This window comes from Paraburkholderia sp. FW306-02-B, assembly GCF_058782725.1.
In genome coordinates this window covers 1,886,759-1,905,493 of record NZ_JBYSXZ010000001.1, presented here as the reverse complement: position 1 = coordinate 1,905,493, position 18,735 = coordinate 1,886,759, and the positions used below count along the sequence as shown (strand labels likewise).

Sequence of the window (18,735 nt, the reverse complement as noted above, 5' to 3'; positions counted from 1 at the left end):
GGTCAGCCGTAGGTGACAAATTCATGCCGCTCGGCATGTTCGAGATGAGGCACTGAATTGAAGCTGACTAGCGACATCGCACCGTCGTTAAAGACATATTGACAAACGCTGCTGTTTCGAACCTGCATGTTCAGTGCAATCGCGGTCGCGGCAGGCGCCTGCAGAACCTGTTGGGCAGTTACCGCGATCGGACCGCCCGAACTCACCACCAGAACTCGCCTGCCGCCAGCCCGCTGGATGTCGATGCGGGCACGCTGGACACGCGTCTGGAATTGACGCCATGTCTCCGGAACACGGCCGGCCAAGCGGTCATCGGCCCAAAGCTGCAGCACGTGTCGGAGCCCTTTGTAAAAGTCCTTCTTTGAACTTGTGGCCGACGGACCTGCAGACAAACCTGGCGGCAAGCCCGCTTCGCCGAGGGCTGCGAACAATGCCTGGAAATCGTATTCGTTCAAACCCGCGTCTTGCGCGATCTCGACTTGCGGGCCACCCATTGCGGCGAGAATGGCATCGGCAGTCTGCCGATGCCGCTGCATCGTGCCGATGACAACGCGATCGAACCGCAAGTTCGCCTGTGCGAAGTACTCGCCGAGCCAGGTTGATTGGGTACGACCGGAAGGTGATAGCTCGTCATAGTTTTCGGCGCCGAAAGACGCCTGAGCATGCCGTACAAGATAGAGTTCTGCCATGCCATCCTCGTTTCAACATGGCTAGCAGAATACTCAGTGCCGAGTCATTCAGGAAATTGATTGTTGTGATAGCCGGCTATAAATTTTCGTGACACCGGGCGCGCGTGCCACCTTAGGCCCCCGCTACTGGTTCATTTCCCGCATGAGACGGCCAATCTGCTCACGCAGCCAACGATGAGCCGGATCCCCGGTCACGCTTCGATGCCAGTAGCCATGAGACTCGAGATCCGGAAGATCGAACGGCAGCGCCAGGATTCGCGCGTCATACCGCTGAAGGAGCACAAGGGGGGCCGTGAGGACAAGATCGGTTCGCATCGCAATCAACGGGGCGACCAGATAGTGTTGAACCCGCGTCTGAATCGATCGCCTGAGGCCCAGCTTGTTCAGTTCTGCATCGACGAGACCCGATCCCTGGGGGCGACTGGAAACGTGGATATGACCGAACCCGAGGTAGTCATCGATCGTCAGCTTCTTCTTCGAATACGGATGGTCGTGACGCAGCATGCATCCATACCGGTCGCGGCCCAGCGGCTCCTGCTCGAGGTATGGGTCGTCAATCAGCGGCGCGTCGATCGCAAGATTAACCGCACCGCTGGCTAGCGCTTCCGGAACCTCTCTACGCGTCGTGAAGTAGCTTTCGATGCGGATGCCAGGCGCCAGTCGCTGCAGCACCTCCTCCAGTGCGGGCAAAAGGAGCGCCTCCGTGAGGTCGGTCATGCTGAGCCGGAACGTTCGCTCAGACAAGGCGGGGTCGAAGCGTCCTCCGATGTGAGTACTCGAGTCAAGCAGCTGCAGCGCCTCACGAACCTGGCCGATGATGTTTTCCGAAACGGGCGTCGGCATCATGCCGGCCGACGTACTGACAAAAAGCTGATCGTCGAATGCCTTGCGCATCCGCGCCAACGCATTGCTGACAGCAGGCTGGGTGATGAACAGGATCTCCGCTGCGCGCGTCAGGTTTCGCGTTCTGTAGACGGCTTCGAAGACCACGAAGAGATTCAGATCAACCTTGGACAGACGCATTCTCAAATTCCCCGACGCCACTTGAACTGCATTTCCTACTCCTCATGTTCACGCGCATGCATCAGCGCCGCAAAGATTGCTAAAGCCGCGGCGAATGATGAGCCGCGAGAATCTCCGGCCCAACCGAAGTGATATCCGTGCATCCGCACAATGCCATTGTCGTATCGAGTTCTGCCGCGATGATTTCCAGGCTTCGTCGCACGCCCATCCTCCCGGCTGCCGCCAATCCATAGAGAAAGGTCCGACCGATCATCGTGTCGCGCGCCCCCAGTGCCACAGCCTTCAGTACATCCTGGCCCGTCGTGATTCCGCCGTCGAGCCACACCTCGATACGCTTCCCACCGCATCCACGATAGCCAGCAATGCCTGTATCGTTGAAAGCGCGCCGTCCAGCTGACGTCCGCCGTGATTCGAAACGACAATGACGTCCGCGCCGACGTCGACCGACGTCGTAAGAGAGCCGCCAGGGGGCGTCAATCAGGAGTACCACGATCCCACGGCGACAACTCTCGAATGACATCGATAAACGCGCGCAAGCCCGCCGGTACGTGCCTATGCCCGGGGTAATACAGGTACAGCCCCGGTGCTCTTCCGGACCAGTCATCTAACACTGATACGAGTCGGCCCGCGGCGACGTCATCGGCCACCGCCCACTCACTCATCCAGGCAAGGCCAACAGCGTGCAGCACGGCGTCGTGCATTAAATGCGGGTTATCGAGAGTCAGCGCGCCGGCGACCTCGATATTTATCCGTTCGTCGTTCCGTTCAAATTCCCACTTGTAGGGAGCGCCGCCCGGTAGCCGCGCCCGGATGCATTCGTGCGCGCGCAAGTCGTCGGGCACCACCGGCATGGGCCGCTGGAAAAAATATTCCGGAGATCCCACCACGATGAACCTCACCGGCGGACTGCATGGCACAGCAATCATATCCTGTGGAACGTGGCCGAGTTGGCGGATGCCGGCGTCAAAACCTTCCGCGACGATGTCCACCATCCGGGCGTCAGTAACGATATCGAGCTTCATGTCGGTAAATCGCCGCAAAAACTCGTAGCCGACGGAACTCATCAGCCGCATCGCAGCGCCCTCCGACGCGTTGATGCGCAAGGTGCCAGTAGGGGTAACGCGATGCGCGTTGACTTCATCCATCGCCGCTGAAATTTCGCGCAGCGCGGGATTAACACGCGAGAGAAACTGCTCCCCGGCCTCGGTCAGCGATACGCTGCGCGTCGTACGATGAAAGAGCCGGACACCCATGCGCTGTTCGAGTGCCGCGACAGCATGGCTCAGAGCCGACGGCGACATACCGAGCTCCCTCGCCGCGCCGCGAAAATTGCGATGTACCGCGACCGCAGCAACAGCCATCAGTTCAGACAGCGCTGTCTTCTTCATTGTGCGGTTTCCTGCATCAACCCATACGATGTTGTGCACATTGTCGCATCAATCCTCCACTGTTATCTTGTCTGCACATCATCCAGGTTAAGGAAAGCACCATGAGCAGGACTATTTTGATCACCGGCGCGTCGTCGGGAATCGGCCGGGCGAGCACCGCGCTCTTCGAGCAACACGGCTGGAACGTCATAGCGACGATGTGTCATCCCGACGAGTCGCTTGCCAGCGGCAAGGTGCTAGTCGAAAAGCTTGACGTGCAAGACACGGATACTATCCAGCGCGCAGTCGATGCCGGCATCCATCGCTTTGGCTCGATCGATGTGCTGCTCAACAACGCCGGCTATGGCCAGTACGGGCTGTTCGAAGCACTGTCGCGCGAGCAGATCCAGACGCAATTCGACGTGAACGTATTCGGCGTAATGGACGTAACGCGCGCCGTACTGCCGCATTTCCGAACGCGCAAATCGGGCATGGTAATCAATGTGGGATCTGGCGCCGGCATTTTCACGCTACCGATGATCTCGTTGTATTGCGCGAGTAAATTCGCGCTCGAAGGGTTTACCGAGGCTTTGTCATATGAACTGGCATCGCAGGGAATCGGTGTGAAACTCGTCGACCCCCATGGCGGCGTGACGAACACTCGTTTCAACGAGCGCTCGGCCCAAAGTGCAGCAGCAAGCGCCACCCTGAAGGATTACGACGCTTTCATTGCGCGTACCAACGAAGCGTTCGCGAATCTGTCAGCAGCACGTACCCTTAGCGCGGAAGAAGTCGCGCAGGTTATCTATGGCGCGGCGACCGATGGTAGCGATCGCCTTCGCTACCTCGTGGGCGACGACGCCAGGGGATTCATCAAGGCGCGCCGCAGCCTGGAAGACCAGGCGTATATCGACTTCATGCGGACACGCTTCCCCTCCCTGTAGGGCGTAAAGCATATTGACTATCCGCCGCACGCTCCCGCGCGGAGTCGATCAGGTGCCGGACTTCGGCTCTTGCCACATGGTTGACTGCTCGCGGATAGCTGGATCGACATCCTCAGCCAGTATGGCGACGTGTGTCGCGCGGAATTCGAGTCGCTTCGCGCACAACAGTTCTGAACGCTGTCCGCGCGCCGTTCAACGCGGCTTTAGTTCGACGGGCGGATCGGCGCGATAGCCGCCGCCGAGCGCCTTCGTCAATGCAATCTCCTGGCTGAGCATCTGAGCGTTGAGCGTGAGCAGCGCAACCTGTTCGGCGACCACCGGCTGGCGCGCTTCGAGCGCCGCGAGCCGGTTCGTCAGTCCGCGTTGATAATGTGCTTCGACGCTGTCCCTCGCGAACGCAACCGATTCGATCCGTTGCTTCTGCAATTCGGTCTCCGCATCGAGGGCCTGTAGACGGCTACCCGTCTGCGCGACATCGCGTACCGCGTTGAGGACGGCCTGGTTGTATTGCTCGATCAACAGGTTGCTCCCCTCGCGCGCGCCGCTCAGGTTCGCGTTGAGCCTGCCGCCGTCGAAGATCGGCAGAGTCAGACCCGGAATCAGGTTGATCTGCTGGCTTGCATGCGTGAAGAGGTCCGCGAGGTGCAATGCGTTGAAGCCGAAGAACGCCTTGATGTCGAAGCTTGGATAGAACGCCGCTTTCGCCGCGTCGATCCGGTCGAACGCCGCCTCTACATACCATCGCATCGCCTGCAGATCGGGACGCCGTGCGAGCAGTTCGTATGAAAGCGTCGCTGGCAAGGCCGCCTGCGAGCGCGGCAGCGCGACGGGCTCGATGGCGGGCAGGTCATCGGGGCCCGCACCGATCAGCGCCCGCATCGATTCGCGAAACTGCTTTATCTGCCCTTGCGCCGACACGATCTGCCGTTCGATGCCCAGTTGTTGCGCCCGTGCTTCTTCGAGCAGGGTGCGGGCTTCGAGGCCGCGCGCCGCACGCGCTTCGTGTGCTTGCACCGCGAACATCGCTATCTCATGCGATTCGTTCAGCAGATCGATGAGCTGATAAGTCGTTTGAATGCCGTAGTAAAGCTGCGCGACATCCGCAGAGATTTCGAGTTCGACAGCGGACGTCTCGGCGAGCCGCGCATTGCTCACGCCGAGCGACGCGGCGATCTGCGCGCGCTGCTTGCCCCAGATGTCGACGTCCAGACTTGCGCCCAGCCCGACGATGCCCTCGGTGTACCACGGGCCCGTCAGCCCCAAAGCCGGTTCGTTTTTCGCGAACGGGCCGAGAAAGCCGTTCGCGGAAACATGCTCGCGATCCAGCGACGCCAGCGCGACCACCTGAAGATTCGATCCCGCTCTGACAAGCTCGACATCGGACTTCGCCTGCGCGACGCGGGTGCGCGCAATCACCATCGTCGGCGCATCGGCGAGCGCCTGATCGATCAGCGCGTCGAGCTGCGCATCGCGATAGCGCGTCCACCAGCGCGCGGCGGGCCAACCGTCGCGCGCGAGATGGATGTCGTCCGCGAGATTGATCTGCCCGGGCGCGATCTCGGTATAGGGCGTGCCGTTATGATGGATCAGCGCGCAACCCGGCAGCACGGACGACATCCACGCGACGCATAAAAAGCGTCGACGCCATCGCCAATCGCGTACACCCGATCGCGCATTCATGATGCCTCCCGCCGGGCCGCCCCAAGGGAGGCACCCGCCCCCTCGGGGGGCAGCGAACAATAGTGAGCGTGGGGGTCGTTCATGTTCGTATGGCCTGTGATGACGGCGCCGGGACGAGTGCCTCGACGCGCCAGTCCGGCAACCCCGCGACCTGCCGCGACAGTTCGTCTGCTGCGGCGATGAGCGATCCGTCGGCCGGTTGGGCCGGTTCGACAGCTTGTGCAGCGATCCCGATGCGTCGCGGCGCGCGGGCGTCGGGCGGACTGGCCGCAAGTTCATCCGCGTACCGGTCAAGTTCGACGGACGCCTGTTCCTGTGTCGACCGCACTGCATCGACCGCTGGTAGGCTCGACGATCCCGCTTGTGCCGCCAGCGTGTTGCGCAGCGCATCGCCAGCGAGCATGATCTCGCGTCCCTGCGCGAGGACGGTTTGCGCGCGCAGTGTCAGCTGCGCCTGCTCCACTTCCTGCCAGTCGGGCTCGAGCGCGACGCGCGACAGCGTCGCTTCGCACTCGGCCAACACGGCCCACGCCTGCAACTGCCGCTGCGCATAGGGCAACTCGTCCCGTTGCTCGACGCCCGCCGGTGGAGCACGCAACTGTGCGGCAATGGCGCGCAGCATCGTGGCGAGTTTCTGCCGCAGCACGTCGCCCTCGCCTTCGCGCCAGAACGACATCTGCACGAAGGTCGCCACGCCGACGCCCAGCAGAATGCCCACCATCCGGTCGCGGATTTCAGTCAGATTCGTGGTTGGGCCGAACTGGTCGAGCAACGCGAGCGAGAAGGTGAACATCAGCTGGAGGCCGGCATAGCCGATCCGCTCCGAACCCGCCGCTATCCACGCCCCGAACGCGACGACAGGCAATGCCATCAGCAGCAAGCCGACGATGCCGTCGAGATGCGGAACGACGAACACGACCATGAACAGCGCCAGCGCGCTGCCGACGGCGGCCCCGGCCAGCCGCAGCAATGCACGTTGCATCGAGGCGCCGAGGCTCGGCAGCGCGACGATCAGGCAGGTCAGCATGATCGTGTGGACGCCCTGCCAGTCCACCGCGTTGTAGAACACATAGCAGAGCAGAACGGCAAGCAGCGTCTTCAGCGAAAAGCGCGTGTACGCAGGATTGGTCCACGCGTCCGGCGCAACCATTGGCTCGCTCGCGGGCGGCTTGCCGGACGCGGCGACACCGCTTGCGACAAGATCGGCGTAGGCATGCAGCGCGCGCTGCAATTCGGCGGCCATAGGCATCGTATCGGCGACAGCGCGGTCTTCAGGCGTCGCGGTGCCGACGTAGCGATAGGGCTCGCCCGACATCACCGATTCGTCGAGCGCCCGGACGTTCGCGCGCAGCTCGCGCAACATCGCAAGTCGCGCCGCCGATGCCTCAGGCCACGTATCGGGCAACTCGCCCGCGCCGCGATAAAGACGCGACACTGTCGCGATGCATGCAAGCTGCAAAGCCTGATGCTCGCGATAGTGGGCATCGCGCATCGTCGTGAACCGTAGCAGCTTCTGCAGCGAGAGCGCGCCTTGCTGGACGGCCGCCAGCGTGATTGGCGCGGCGCTCGTCGTGCCGTCGATCCGTTGCGTCAGGCGCGTTTCCAGCGTCGCGAGTTGCCGATGGATTTCCGCCTTGAGTTGCAATTGCGGTTCGGCAGGCAACAGCAACGTGTTAACCACGAGCGTCAGTGCGATCGGATAGTTGACGGCGACCCAGACCCACAACACGGCTCGGATCAGAATATCGGCCTGATCGGTCCGGTCGACGAAGCTCTGCACGTAGATCACGACGATCGCGACGACGAAGAACACGACGCCGATCTTGAGAACGCGAAGCAGATACACGCTGCCGAAGAACAGCAGACTCGCGATCACGATGCGCAGCAACGGGTAGTCGAATGTGAACTTCAGCAGCAGGATCGATAGACCGATTGCAAGCGTCGATCCGACGATAAACATCACGCCGACCAGCCGCGTGACCACCACGTTCGACTGCGTGACGTAAAACACCACCAGCAGCGACAGCGCGAGCTCAGGCACTTCGAGCGCCATCGACGCGACGATCACGATGGCGCTCGTCAGCATGCCACGCAACATCACGTTGACGCGACCGGGGAAAGGCGCAAGCTCGCGCTTCAGGAAATCGCCTGCATCGCGCAGCGTGACGGGCAGATAGTCGGCGGCGGCCATGGGCGCTCCTCAATGACGCACGCCGTCGTTGTCGCGCCCGGGTTCCAGCACGGCCACCGCTGACGTACCGACGCGAAACAGCTCCGGGTTCGGATTGTCGACCCGGATCTTCACCGGGAAGCGTTGCGATACATGGACCCAGTTAAGCGTACGTTGAATGCGCGGCAACCCGCCGGGCAATGCAAGGCCGGCTTCATCGGGCGCGACGCCATAGCTGATCGAATCGACGCTGCCCCGGAAGCGCTGGCCCGTATCGCTCATCAGGTAGACCGTGGCGGGCGTGCCCGTCCTGATGCCCTTGATTTCCGTCTCGCGAAAGTTCGCGACCACGTACCAGTGGCGCGTGTCGATCAAGGTGAAGACAGGCTTGAGTACCGACGCGAACTGGCCCGTCGATGTTTTCAACGACACGATGCGTCCGTCGAACGGTGCTCGCACCGTCGCATACTCGAGGTTCAGTTCGGCAATCGCGATCTCCGCCATAACGACGGCACGTTGCGCAACCAGCGCATCGACGCCGCTCACCGCCGCTGCCGCCTGCTGCGCCTGCAGTTGCGAGGCGCTGAGTTCGGCCTGGGTCGCGCGTTGCGCGGTGCGCGCACGGTCGACATCCTCCGCCGACACATAGCCGTGTGACAAAAGTGGCTCCATGCGGTGCAGCGTATCGGACGCCTGGCTGGCGGCGGCTCGCGCGCGCTCGACAGCCGCGCGCACTGACTCCGCGTTGTACTGCTGCGCGTTGACCGTGCGCTGGGTCAACTCGATCTGACGGTCGAGCGCGACGAGCGACGCCTTGCCGCGCGTCAGCGCATCCTGATACGGGCGCGGATCGATGCGGAACAGCAGATCGCCCTGCTTCACCGCCTGATTGTCGTGCACGGCCAGTTCGACGATGCGCCCGTTGACCTCGGGCACGACGTCGATCGTATCCGCGTAGACGTAGGCGTCGTCGGTGCGAGGCGCACGGTCCAGCAGCCGGATGACGAAAAGCAGCAGCAACAGCGTCGCCACGACCAGGATGATGGCCGGCCATTTGCTCTTCGATGTTTTTCTGGCAGTCGTCGCCATTGCATTCACCTGAGGCGCTTCAGTGTTGAAATAGCATCAACCAGACAGCGAGTGCGAGGAAAGCGACAAGCGTGGGATACACCACGGCAGAAGGTTCCATCAGATGGCCGGCCTGCAAACGCTTGACAATCAGATAGATGACGACCGTGAGTACGACGCCCGCGACGATGCAGAACAGCCAGTCGGGAAAGTACGCGCCGAGCACGCCAATGGATGGCGAACTTGCGCACCCTGACACGAGAACCGCGGCAATTGCGGCCATCCCGATTGCACGCCTTGGACAGCTGCCTCTGGCGAGCGGAATAGGTCGTTTCAAAGTCGTCCCTGTGGTTGGAATCAATGTCACACGAGAAGCTCCAACAAAGCATCGCCATCCCAGGTTTTCTGAACAAACCGATAGCGTCTTTTTCACGTAGTAGCCCGCGCTCCGCTCGCCGAAAGAGTGTAGACGTAGCAATTCGTCACGATAGCGCCGAACGAGGCATTCCGCATTACATGAATATGCAATGTCGCCGCAAGAAACAACGATGCAAAATCTGGCGCTGAGCTCGTCGCCGCTCGGCGCATGCCTCGACAGATTCCCGGGCTTTCGGCCCGGCACTGCACGCCCGCTGGCGTCACCTTGCCGCTATCATCGATCATTCGAGTTATAGCGATATCCGGGCACACCACTAGCCCGTTTCAACCCAGAATCTGATACCGACCGTTCAAGCGATACTATCCAGAAGGTCCAGCAACGCATCTCCGTCGACGGGCTTTCTGAAGAAACCTAATGCGCCTCTCTGCAGATAGTAGTCTTCCGTATGCTCGCCCGGTTTGCCTGTGATAATGATGACCGGCGTGGCTGCGTCCGAATGAACCGTTCTATCGAGCACTTGAATGCCGTCAATGGGCCGCATTCCCAGGTCGGTAATAACGCATACCAGACCCGAGTAGCCGTCGGAGAAAAAATCCAGTGCAGATTCGTAGGCCCGCGTTCCGTACCCGCCAGAGGCCAGCAGGTTCGCCAGAGACGTCAGAACGCGCCGGTCATCATCAATCACGGCAACGGTTCGAACCCGAGGCGTGGGCATTTTTTTCTCCGGGTCATCGAGTCCAACAAAGCATTGGCGTTGGCGTCAGGCGTCGAACGTGGTCGTCGACGACGTTTCGAGCTGCAGTTTGCTCGCCTGCCTGACCAGCGTGGCAAACGAATCCGCTTGCATTTTTCTCATGATGTGACCGCGATGTACCTGCACGGTGTATTCGGTGATGCCAAGTACTGCCGCCGCCTGCTTGTTGAGCAGGCCGCTTGCGAGTAACGGCAAAAGCTCCTGCTCACGAGGCGTCAGCGATCGGTAGAGAGCCTGGAGCGCCGCTGTACTTTCCGCCTCCTTGCGAAGAACGTGCGCCCTGGCGAGTGCCGCATCGACCGCGCGCATCAACGCATCTTCATCGAGGGGCTTTGTGAGGAAGTCAACAGCCCCGCCCTTCATGGCCAGGACCGTGGACGGCACATCTCCCCTTCCGGTAATGAAAATGACGGGAATCTGTGAGTCCCTGCTAACAAGCTTCTGGACTTCCAGGCCATTCATGCCTGGCATTCTCAAATCCAGGATCAGACATGCGACGACATTCTGACGCGGTGTGTCCAGAAACTCTCTGCCGGAGTTGAATGCGTGGACGTCTCTTCCGTTTGCGCGCAGCAGCGCAGAGAGTGCTTCTCGCACTCGTCTGTCGTCGTCGACCACATACACCAGTTCGCTTGCGGATTCCATGGACTCCCTCTGTTGCCAAGTGAAAGCCTCTGCTGACGTCGGCACAGGCGGTCCACGATAATCTCGCTGAATGTCCCGCTCACGCGGTCATGCCGACGAAAAATTATAGCCGTCGGAATCGTCGCCCGGAAGCACGGGCAGCCGTGTTGTGCACTACATGATTATGTAATGGCACGACCAGATATGAAGTTGTAGGCTTATCGTTTAGCCTCATCGACTTGACCTGAAATCCCCTGATGCGGCCCGCTCGGACAGGCGTCACTGCTGTCGGCCCGACCATGCTACGCTCGACGCGCACGGCAAACAGGCAGTCAGTCTGGCGGCAGTTGGACCCTTGACAGTTCGACTATGTTCTTCAAAACTGCGTCTTCGAAAAGGCTTTGATCGCCCAGATGCAGGCAGCCACTCGCAATGGTATGACATATCGCCATTGCCCTCGTATTCGATTCGTGCCACAACGGTGTGCGCGACCAGACTTCGCAAGTACTACGCAAAATAACCAGCGACACGCCCCGCTCAATTTGCAAGCAAGGGGCCCTTGCGCTGGAAAAACCGCTTTTTGCGGGGACATGTAGAGTATCACTATCCAATGCGCCGACGAATTCCGAGGTTGACATGCTTACCGTGTTGATACCGCACCCGTCTCGGGTTGTCGTCCTCAGCGTCGCCATAGCCGGTTCGTCAGGGGTGGCAGGGTTACTCGAACCGATTACGGGCTGCCTCAGCCTCGTTCTGGTTGTCCTGTTCACGCACTGTTTCGGCCGCAGCTTCGGGCGTCTGGCCGCTGGGTTCGCCTCGCTTGGGATCGCCGGCGTGGCGTTGGCTTCCAATCACCCTCCTCTTGCCTCCGGCTCTATCGCCCATTCCGCCGTCGCAATCGCGGCGGCATGGCTTTGTGCCGGGCTGGTCTCCCCGCGCCCCCGGCAGCCAGGCTCGACTGCCAGATTGAAGGATGAGCCGTTTGACGAGCAAATCCGCCAACGAGACCAGACACTTCAAAGCATCGGCAGTCTCTTTCCCGGCCATGTGTGGACCGCGCTGCCCGATGGCTCCACCGAATACCTCAGTCCCAGCCTGTTCGAATACACAGGCATAAAAGAAGCACATCACTGCGACTCTTTCCGAGCCGCAATCCACCCGGACGACCTGCACGCAAACGACCGATATTGGGACGCACTCCGTGCCGGAAACGACCCGGGAGAGCTCGAGTTTCGACTCAGGCGGTCCGACGGCGAGTACCGGTGGTTCCTCTGCCGGGTCAAAGCCATAAGAAGCGACAGTGGACGGCTACTGCGATGGGTCGGTGTGAGCTGGGACATACACGACCGGAAGACTGCCGAATCTCTTCTTCGAACCGAAGAGGAAACCTATCGGCGCATTGTGGATAGTGTGCCGGCATGCGTATGTGTCGGTGGACCCAACGGCGAGCTTCTCTACGTGAATAGAGTCGGCGTCGCCGCGCTGGGAAGACCGATGGAAGAATTAGTCGGCGACCGATGGATGGCTTACATTCACCCCGATGACGTGCAGGCCGCACGGCAGCAATGGACAGCGCACATTGCCGCGCGTGAACCGGTCGATATTGCCGTCAGGATGCTGCAGCATGACGGCGTATACCGCTGGCAGCGCCTTCTCGCCGAGCCATCACGCTGCTCGAACGAGGACGTTGTCAACTGGTACCTCATCGGAATAGAAATCGAAGAGACCATCAAGGCTCAACAGGCGCTAACGGCAAGTGAGAGAGAAGCCAGAGAGCTCCTCGACCGATTACCGGGTCGCTTCACCACCCGGACAGAGCACGATTTCGACTTCGTCAGTCAGCAGATTCTTGAGGAAACAGGAACTACGCTTGAAGGCATACAGAATCTCGGCTTTCTGAGTTTCATTCATCCCGATGATCGCGACAGGGTAAAAGAAGGCAATCTTCGCTCCGTTCAGGAAAAGAGCGCGCACGATACGACCTACCGATGGGCAGATCACGACGGTAATTATCGATGGCGTCACTCGCGCTCCGTTCCTTATTTCAATGAAGACGGAAGCGTCTACAAGTGGTACTCCACGACCATCGACATTGATGATCTTTACAGGTCCAAAGAGCTCATCCGTGAACGGGAAGCGCAACTGAACTGGCTGACAGAGAATGTCCCTAGCCTGCTCTGGCGTACGGAGTCCCATGGCCGCCTGGAATATGTGAACAAGCGCACTGAAGACTACACTGGACTACCGCTCAATGATCTGATAGCGAACGGCTGGCTTCACCTGGTGCACCCGGATGACTCTGCGTCAACCACTGAAGCCTGGCGAGATTCCCTCGATAGCGGGAGACCTTACGACCGGGTCCATCGGCTCCGCGCGGCCGACAACACGTATCGCTGGTTTCAATGCAAAGGCACCCCCATGCGGGATGCCAACGGTGATATTGTGAATTGGTATGGCCTTGCAACGGATATCCACGAGCGTGAGTTAGCCCAGGAGGCCGTTCGCACGGAAGAGCTTAATTTGCGAAGGCTCGTAGACGCATTGCCCGCGATGATCTGGAGGGCCACACCGCAAGGAGAAATCGACAGATGGAATCGGCAAATGCTAACGTTCATGGGAAAGAGCGGGGAAGAAATTGACAAAGAAATGTTACTTAACCTCATCCCGGAAGCTGACCGTCCTCGTGTCCGCTCGCGCCGGAAGCAAGCTGTCGACGAAGGTGCGTCGTACCAGGACACGTATCAGGTGACTGGCGCCGATGGGAAACTGCACTGGTACCTCGTTCGCGGCGAACCGTTTCGCGACGAAAGCGGGCAGGTTCTACACTGGTACGGCGTATGTACGGACATCAGCGATCTCAAACAAACGGAAGCAGTGCTCGAACAGCGGGAGCACCAGCTACACGCGCTTATCGACACCATCCCGGCCATGCTCTGGTGCAATGACCCACAAGGCAGGCTCACTTACATCAATCGGAAAACCTCTGAATTCCTTGGCCTGGATGTTTCGCAGCTCGCGGGCGTCCGCTATCAGAAGACCTTTCATCCTGACGACCTGGACAGCCTGGTTCAAGCGTGGACACACTCGATCGAGACTGGCGAACCGCACTGCCACGTTGCCCGGATTCGCCGACAAGACGGCGTTTATCGATGGTACCAGCACACCGCTGAAGCAATGAGAGACGCCGACGGCAACATTGTTCAATGGTATGGACTCAGTCTTGATATTGACGAACGAACACGTGCAGAGGACCGCCTCAGACAGACTCAGGCTGAACTCGCGCGGGCAACCCGGATTGCCACGGTCGCAGAACTCTCTGCGTCCATCGCACACGAACTCAATCAGCCTCTCACGTCCGTTATCGCCAATGCGCAGGCTTGCAAACGGTGGCTCGCAGCGTCTCCGCCAAATTTGAGCGAAGCCAGGGTTTCCGTGGAAAGCGTCGTTCGAGATGCCCGTTCCGCTGACGAGACGATGCAAAGCATCCGCGCGCTGTTCAAGCAGCAAACATTCCAGAAGCGGGAACGGAATGTGAAAGACATGGTCCTCGAAGCCGTACGACTGCTACGGGAAGACGAAACAAGGCGTACCACCGACATCGAGTTCGACTTGCCTGATAGCCTGCCTCCAGTGTTCGTCGACCAGATACAGATTCAGCAGGTCCTTCTTAACCTTATCTCGAATGGGATAGATGCCACGGAAAACTCGGGACGCACACCTAAGATTCTCATTACCGCAAGCCCCCTTGACGACCGGTCCGTGCTGCTCGAGGTCATCGATAACGGTTCGGGCATCGCCGGTGGCGACAGCATATTCGACGCATTCGTCACGACCAAGAGCAAGGGAATGGGCATCGGGCTTGCGGTGTCCCGCTCGATTATCGAAGCTCATGAGGGTCGTCTTACCGCTGCCAATAACGAGAGCTACGGAGCAACCTTCCGCGTCGTCCTGCCAGTCTTGCCAGTCCAGATTTCCCAGCACGAGGTGAGCGCCAGATAATGCATCCGGGGCGACTTTTGCCGGTCGCCCGCCCGCCACCCGTCCCCTTCATTTCGCTATCGGCAGGGCTAGCCGGCAACGGCTAGTACTCGTCGGTGAGTCTGACCTTCAAGTCGGCATCCAGATGTGCAAGCGCCTTGATGCGAGACAACGGTCGATGCAACGAGTGCTCCGTGTCCAGCAAGTAGCGGCTACCCGGTCACCATCCGAACTTCGCTTCGATGCCCACATAATCCGCATTGCGCGCCCCTAGCGCGCGGATCGAGTCGCCGACTTCGAAGTGCACCGCTTCCAGCGCGAGCGCAACGTTCGAGCTGACGAGCCAGTCGGCGCGAACCTGCGCATACATCCCGGTCCAGCGTGTTCCCTTCCCCGCCGTGCCGGGCACCACAGCCATCCCCTGACCGTAGATCGCATCGGCTGCCGTCGCGCGCCACTGGAGACCGAGCGCCGTCAGTAACGTGACCTTCGGCGACACCTTGAACGTGACCGACGGCTTCACGTGAATCAGGTTGCTGTAGCCGGTGTATCCCGCCAGCGTGAAGTAGTAGCCGTTGGGAAACAGCGGATTGAACGTTTCGACACGTCCATCGCCGGGATGCCGGTCGCCCGATGCGCCATCCACCTGCAAGCCAACGCGCGGTGAGCCCGCCACCGATGCGAACGTATAGCCGCCCAGCAGCCCGAACGCCCACGCGCCAATCGTGCTCTTGCCGACGTGCCCCGTCTGCCACATCGTTTCCGCGTCCCAGTCGAACGGCGCGGCCTTGCCCGCGTAACGCACGTCGAATACATCGCGATGCTCGGCGCCCGACGCATCGAGAAAGCGCGCGTTGTCGCGGTTGTAGCGCGACCAGTACGCGGACAGATCGCCCGGCCCCGTGTTCGCGCGTTCGACGCGCACGCCGCTGAACGTAAGATGCCGGTTCGACACATCGTCGAAGGCCGTGACGTCGCGGTTCTGCACGGGTTGCGTCATATAGCCGATGAAGCGCCACTTGTCGATTTCATAGTCGGCCCACAGCGCGTCGAACGCCTGACGCACGTTCGGCCCGTCGCGCACCGAGACGAACCGCTGCAAGTCGAACGCCATCTCCTGGCGGCCGACGCGCGCCTTGAGCGTGCCGCCGCCCACCCCATAGACGAACGCGACGAACGCCTGCTCGATATCGAGGGGATTCTTGTCGACGGGCGAAACGGAATCCTTGCCGAAGGCCCGCGCATCCTCGAGTTGAAAGAACGCCTGCACATGCTGACCGATGCGCGCATCGGCATGCACTTCGACGCGCTGGATCACATAGCTGTCGGGTCGCGCGCCGCCGAGCCCGAAGAGCGGCGTGTTGTTCAGTTCGAAGCGCTCGCGCAGGTTCGCGCCGAGCGACAGATACGCCGACGGATCGCTGCCGAGGGGGATGTACTTGAGCGCATCGAACGGCTTGCGCGGCACGCACGGATTCGCCAGAACCGACCAGTCTTCCTGCCAGCGGTTGAACGACAGCGCCGACGGCCGCTTCGCGGTGCATTGAGGCGCAGCGGCCGCGCCCGCATCCGCCGTGTTATCGGCGGCGAACGCGTTCGCGCCCTCTGTCAATCCGCACACGGCGAGCGCGGCGCAGGCAGCCGCCTTCGATATCGCGAGTCTCATCGGTCGACGCACCGTCACTTCGTCAGCTCGTGAATCTCGGCGACATAGCCGCCGGGAAACTCGACCATCGCCGTGCGCCCTTCGACCGTGCGGTTCGCGGGCGACAACACCTTCACGCCGACGCCCTGCGCCTTCGCAAGCGTCGCGTCGAGATCGGCAACCTGATAACCCGTCATCTCGCGACCGAACGGATAAGGCAACTTGCCGTCCGTCACGAACACGAGCATGTTGCCGAAGCCGGACGTGATGCGCACGCGCCGGATCGTCTCGCCGGGCCGGCCGATTTCGCTGCCGTCCGCATGGCGGTTGTCGGACACGATCTTGCCGTGCGAGAAGCGCATAAAGCGCTTGATGAAGTTGTCTGCGGATTGTGCGGACACATAGACGCGATTGTCGGGCACCGTCTCGAGCGGACCATACGAAGGCGCCTTCGTATGCCAGTACAGCTGCATGTTCAGGCCGCCGGGCCACTGGATGATTGCATCCTTGCCGATCGGATCGTCGAACGTATCGACGATCACGTCCGCACCCGCGGCGCGTGCCGCGCGCACGGCCTTGTCCATGTCGGTGACGAGATAGCCTGTGCGCTCGCTGCCGAACGGATACGGTATCGGCGTCTGGAACGCGAACACCGACAACATGCCGACAGGCGTCCGCACGTATTGCGAAGCCGTCTTGCTCGACGTCGGCGTGACCGTGAAGACCGCGAGCTGCGAAGCCTTGCCGCCGAACGTCGCAACAAAGCTGTCGACGAACCCGTCGATGTCCTGGCTCGCGACATATACATGCGTCGTGTCGTACTGCGGACCGACCGACACGACGGGCATGCTCTTGCCCGCATTCTGATGATCGGCCTCGGCGAAAGCCGGCGAGCCGGCCAGCGCCACGCCGAGCGCCGCGATCGACACGACGGCGGCCCGCAACAATCGACACATCTTGACGGTACTCATGAAAACACTCCTTGCTGGTGATGGATGCCGCCTCGCGCGGCGCAATCAGATTCCCGTTTGCGGCGCGCCCGTCTTTCTCGACAGCACCGCGAGCATGCATAACGTGGCGAGCGGCAACAGCAGCGCCCAGAACGACGCGAGCAGATAGCCCGCCGCGCCCGCGCTCGCGCCTATCGCGAAACCGGCGACGGCCGGCAGCGTGCGCAACAACCGGCTGCGCGCCGCGTGCCTCGCCTCCTGGTCGCCGGATGAAAGCAGCAGATCGAATGCGTCGATTGCGGCCTGCGTGACGTTGCCCGTCATCACCGTGTTCGCGACGACCGAGCGCGCCGTCAGACGCCCATGCGCGTTCTGAACGCCCATCGCCGCTGCGCCGAGCATGCCGCAGGCGATGGTCATCGGCGCGTCGGCATTGGTGACGGGCGTAGCCAATACACCGGCAGCCATGAACGCGGCCAGCAACGCCGCCTGCAGCACATACAGCGCGAACGCTCGCACGCCATGGCCGCGACGAAGCAGGCTGTTGTCGAGCACGCGGGCGAACACGATTCCCGCGACAAACGCGGGAAACGCGAGCCACTTGATCAGCAGACCGTGCCCCGCGCCCGCGAACACCGAGCCGATCAGAATGAAGTTACCCGTCACGTGTGCAGTGAAGAGACCGAACAGCGCGACGAAGCCGAGCGTATCGACATAGCTCGCTATCAAAGCCAGCCACGTATCCTCGCCGGGCACGTGATCGAGCTGCGCCGCGAGCTGCACATCCGCGCCGACTAATCCTCGCTGCATGACGGCGTCGGCTTGCTGCTGGCGACGGGCGGCGCGTTCTGCGTTTGCGCATCAGGCGTACGTATCTGCGCCTGCACGAACGGAATCGCATGCTCGCCGATGACAATGCCGAGCAGCCCCGCGAGCGCGATCAGCGGCGGCGCGGGCGATTGCACGCGCACGAGGTAATACAACAGGCCGACCACGAGACCCGCACCCAATGAAATCAGATATGACATGGCTCACTCCTCATGCGCCGCTCAGGCTTGCCGTTGCCCGGACGCATGCGGCCGCAGCGCAATCCGGTAGCGTCCCGCGCCGCCAATCGCGATCGTTCCGAACATGATCAGCAGCATCCACGCGAATTGCCCCTGGCCCAGCGTCCATTCGCGATGCACGAGACCAAGCGCGATCGCGCTGACCAGCATGATCGGCAGCGCGGCAAACCGCGTCGCGATGCCCGCGATCATCAGTAGCGGACACACGACCTCCGCGAAGATCGCAAAGCCCAGCGTCAGCGTCTTGCCGAAATGCAGCGGGTCTTCGATCGCGTCGAGCTGGCTCACGTAGTGGATCGTCTTCGGGAGTCCATGCACGAGCAGCACGAGCACGCTCGCTGTGACGCGCAGGAACAGCAGCGCGACGTCGGTGGTGGAAAATCGGTTCATTGCCTGC

16 protein-coding genes and 1 pseudogene are annotated in these 18,735 nt (G+C 61.2%); 2 read left to right on the top strand and 15 right to left on the bottom strand.

Features of this window, described 5'->3' with window-relative positions:
- Positions 1-2 precede the first annotated feature (2 nt).
- The 4 genes and pseudogenes from AC3WOG_RS08410 to AC3WOG_RS08395 all read right to left on the bottom strand — a co-directional run bounded on the left by AC3WOG_RS08410 (position 3) and on the right by AC3WOG_RS08395 (position 3,100).
- Complete coding sequence (locus AC3WOG_RS08410) at positions 3-689, bottom strand: histidine phosphatase family protein (RefSeq protein WP_492577547.1); 687 nt, start codon at positions 687-689, stop codon at positions 3-5.
- A 123-nt stretch (positions 690-812) separates the two neighbouring features.
- The gene (locus AC3WOG_RS08405; protein ID WP_492577546.1) at positions 813-1,712 is read right to left on the bottom strand and encodes a LysR family transcriptional regulator; all 900 of its coding nucleotides are present in this window, start codon (positions 1,710-1,712) and stop codon (positions 813-815) included.
- 79 nt (positions 1,713-1,791) lie between these two features.
- Positions 1,792-2,159, bottom strand: a pseudogene (locus tag AC3WOG_RS08400) (alpha-hydroxy acid oxidase); the annotation flags it as partial.
- Between the two features lie 26 nt (positions 2,160-2,185).
- A complete protein-coding gene (locus tag AC3WOG_RS08395; RefSeq protein ID WP_492577545.1) occupies positions 2,186-3,100 on the bottom strand; it encodes a LysR family transcriptional regulator in 915 nt (304 codons plus the stop codon).
- A gap of 101 nt (positions 3,101-3,201) precedes the next feature.
- Between AC3WOG_RS08395 and AC3WOG_RS08390 the strand changes: the two genes are divergently transcribed.
- Positions 3,202-4,023 carry an SDR family oxidoreductase gene (locus AC3WOG_RS08390; RefSeq protein ID WP_492577544.1) on the top strand — a complete coding sequence of 274 codons (822 nt, stop codon included), beginning with the start codon at positions 3,202-3,204 and terminating at the stop codon, positions 4,021-4,023.
- A gap of 192 nt (positions 4,024-4,215) precedes the next feature.
- Here AC3WOG_RS08390 and AC3WOG_RS08385 read toward each other — a convergent pair whose 3' ends face one another.
- The 6 genes from AC3WOG_RS08385 to AC3WOG_RS08360 all read right to left on the bottom strand — a co-directional run bounded on the left by AC3WOG_RS08385 (position 4,216) and on the right by AC3WOG_RS08360 (position 10,719).
- A complete protein-coding gene (locus tag AC3WOG_RS08385) occupies positions 4,216-5,703 on the bottom strand; it encodes an MdtP family multidrug efflux transporter outer membrane subunit (protein ID WP_492577543.1) in 1,488 nt (495 codons plus the stop codon).
- 79 nt (positions 5,704-5,782) lie between these two features.
- On the bottom strand, positions 5,783-7,894 hold the full coding sequence (locus tag AC3WOG_RS08380; RefSeq protein WP_492577542.1) for an FUSC family protein: 2,112 nt from the start codon (positions 7,892-7,894) through the stop codon (positions 5,783-5,785).
- A 9-nt stretch (positions 7,895-7,903) separates the two neighbouring features.
- The gene (gene mdtN / locus AC3WOG_RS08375; RefSeq protein ID WP_492577541.1) at positions 7,904-8,962 is read right to left on the bottom strand and encodes a multidrug transporter subunit MdtN; all 1,059 of its coding nucleotides are present in this window, start codon (positions 8,960-8,962) and stop codon (positions 7,904-7,906) included.
- 19 nt (positions 8,963-8,981) lie between these two features.
- A complete protein-coding gene (locus AC3WOG_RS08370) occupies positions 8,982-9,224 on the bottom strand; it encodes a YtcA family lipoprotein (RefSeq protein ID WP_492577540.1) in 243 nt (80 codons plus the stop codon).
- 445 nt (positions 9,225-9,669) lie between these two features.
- Complete coding sequence (locus tag AC3WOG_RS08365; RefSeq protein WP_492577539.1) at positions 9,670-10,035, bottom strand: response regulator; 366 nt, start codon at positions 10,033-10,035, stop codon at positions 9,670-9,672.
- A gap of 45 nt (positions 10,036-10,080) precedes the next feature.
- Positions 10,081-10,719, bottom strand: a complete 639-nt coding sequence (locus tag AC3WOG_RS08360; RefSeq protein WP_492577538.1) for a response regulator transcription factor — start codon at positions 10,717-10,719, stop codon at positions 10,081-10,083.
- Positions 10,720-11,334: 615 nt separating this feature from the next.
- Here AC3WOG_RS08360 and AC3WOG_RS08355 point away from each other — a divergent pair.
- A complete protein-coding gene (locus AC3WOG_RS08355) occupies positions 11,335-14,697 on the top strand; it encodes a PAS domain-containing sensor histidine kinase (RefSeq protein WP_492577537.1) in 3,363 nt (1,120 codons plus the stop codon).
- Positions 14,698-14,896: 199 nt separating this feature from the next.
- On the opposite strand, the gene AC3WOG_RS08350 is transcribed toward AC3WOG_RS08355, so the two are convergent.
- Genes AC3WOG_RS08350 through AC3WOG_RS08330 form a run of 5 tightly spaced genes read right to left on the bottom strand, consistent with a single transcriptional unit; the run spans position 14,897 to position 18,728 of the window.
- The gene (locus AC3WOG_RS08350) at positions 14,897-16,342 is read right to left on the bottom strand and encodes an alginate export family protein (RefSeq protein ID WP_492577536.1); all 1,446 of its coding nucleotides are present in this window, start codon (positions 16,340-16,342) and stop codon (positions 14,897-14,899) included.
- Between the two features lie 14 nt (positions 16,343-16,356).
- Positions 16,357-17,292, bottom strand: coding sequence for a VOC family protein (locus tag AC3WOG_RS08345; protein WP_492577535.1), 936 nt, complete (start codon positions 17,290-17,292; stop codon positions 16,357-16,359).
- A gap of 45 nt (positions 17,293-17,337) precedes the next feature.
- Complete coding sequence (locus tag AC3WOG_RS08340; RefSeq protein WP_492577534.1) at positions 17,338-18,081, bottom strand: YoaK family protein; 744 nt, start codon at positions 18,079-18,081, stop codon at positions 17,338-17,340.
- The gene (locus tag AC3WOG_RS08335; RefSeq protein WP_492577533.1) at positions 18,066-18,299 is read right to left on the bottom strand and encodes a DUF1427 family protein; all 234 of its coding nucleotides are present in this window, start codon (positions 18,297-18,299) and stop codon (positions 18,066-18,068) included. The genes AC3WOG_RS08340 and AC3WOG_RS08335 overlap by 16 nt, the downstream gene beginning before the upstream one ends.
- A gap of 21 nt (positions 18,300-18,320) precedes the next feature.
- Positions 18,321-18,728: a DoxX family protein gene (locus AC3WOG_RS08330; RefSeq protein ID WP_492577532.1), complete on the bottom strand. Its 408-nt coding sequence runs from the start codon at positions 18,726-18,728 to the stop codon at positions 18,321-18,323.
- Between the last annotated feature and the right edge of the window lie 7 nt (positions 18,729-18,735).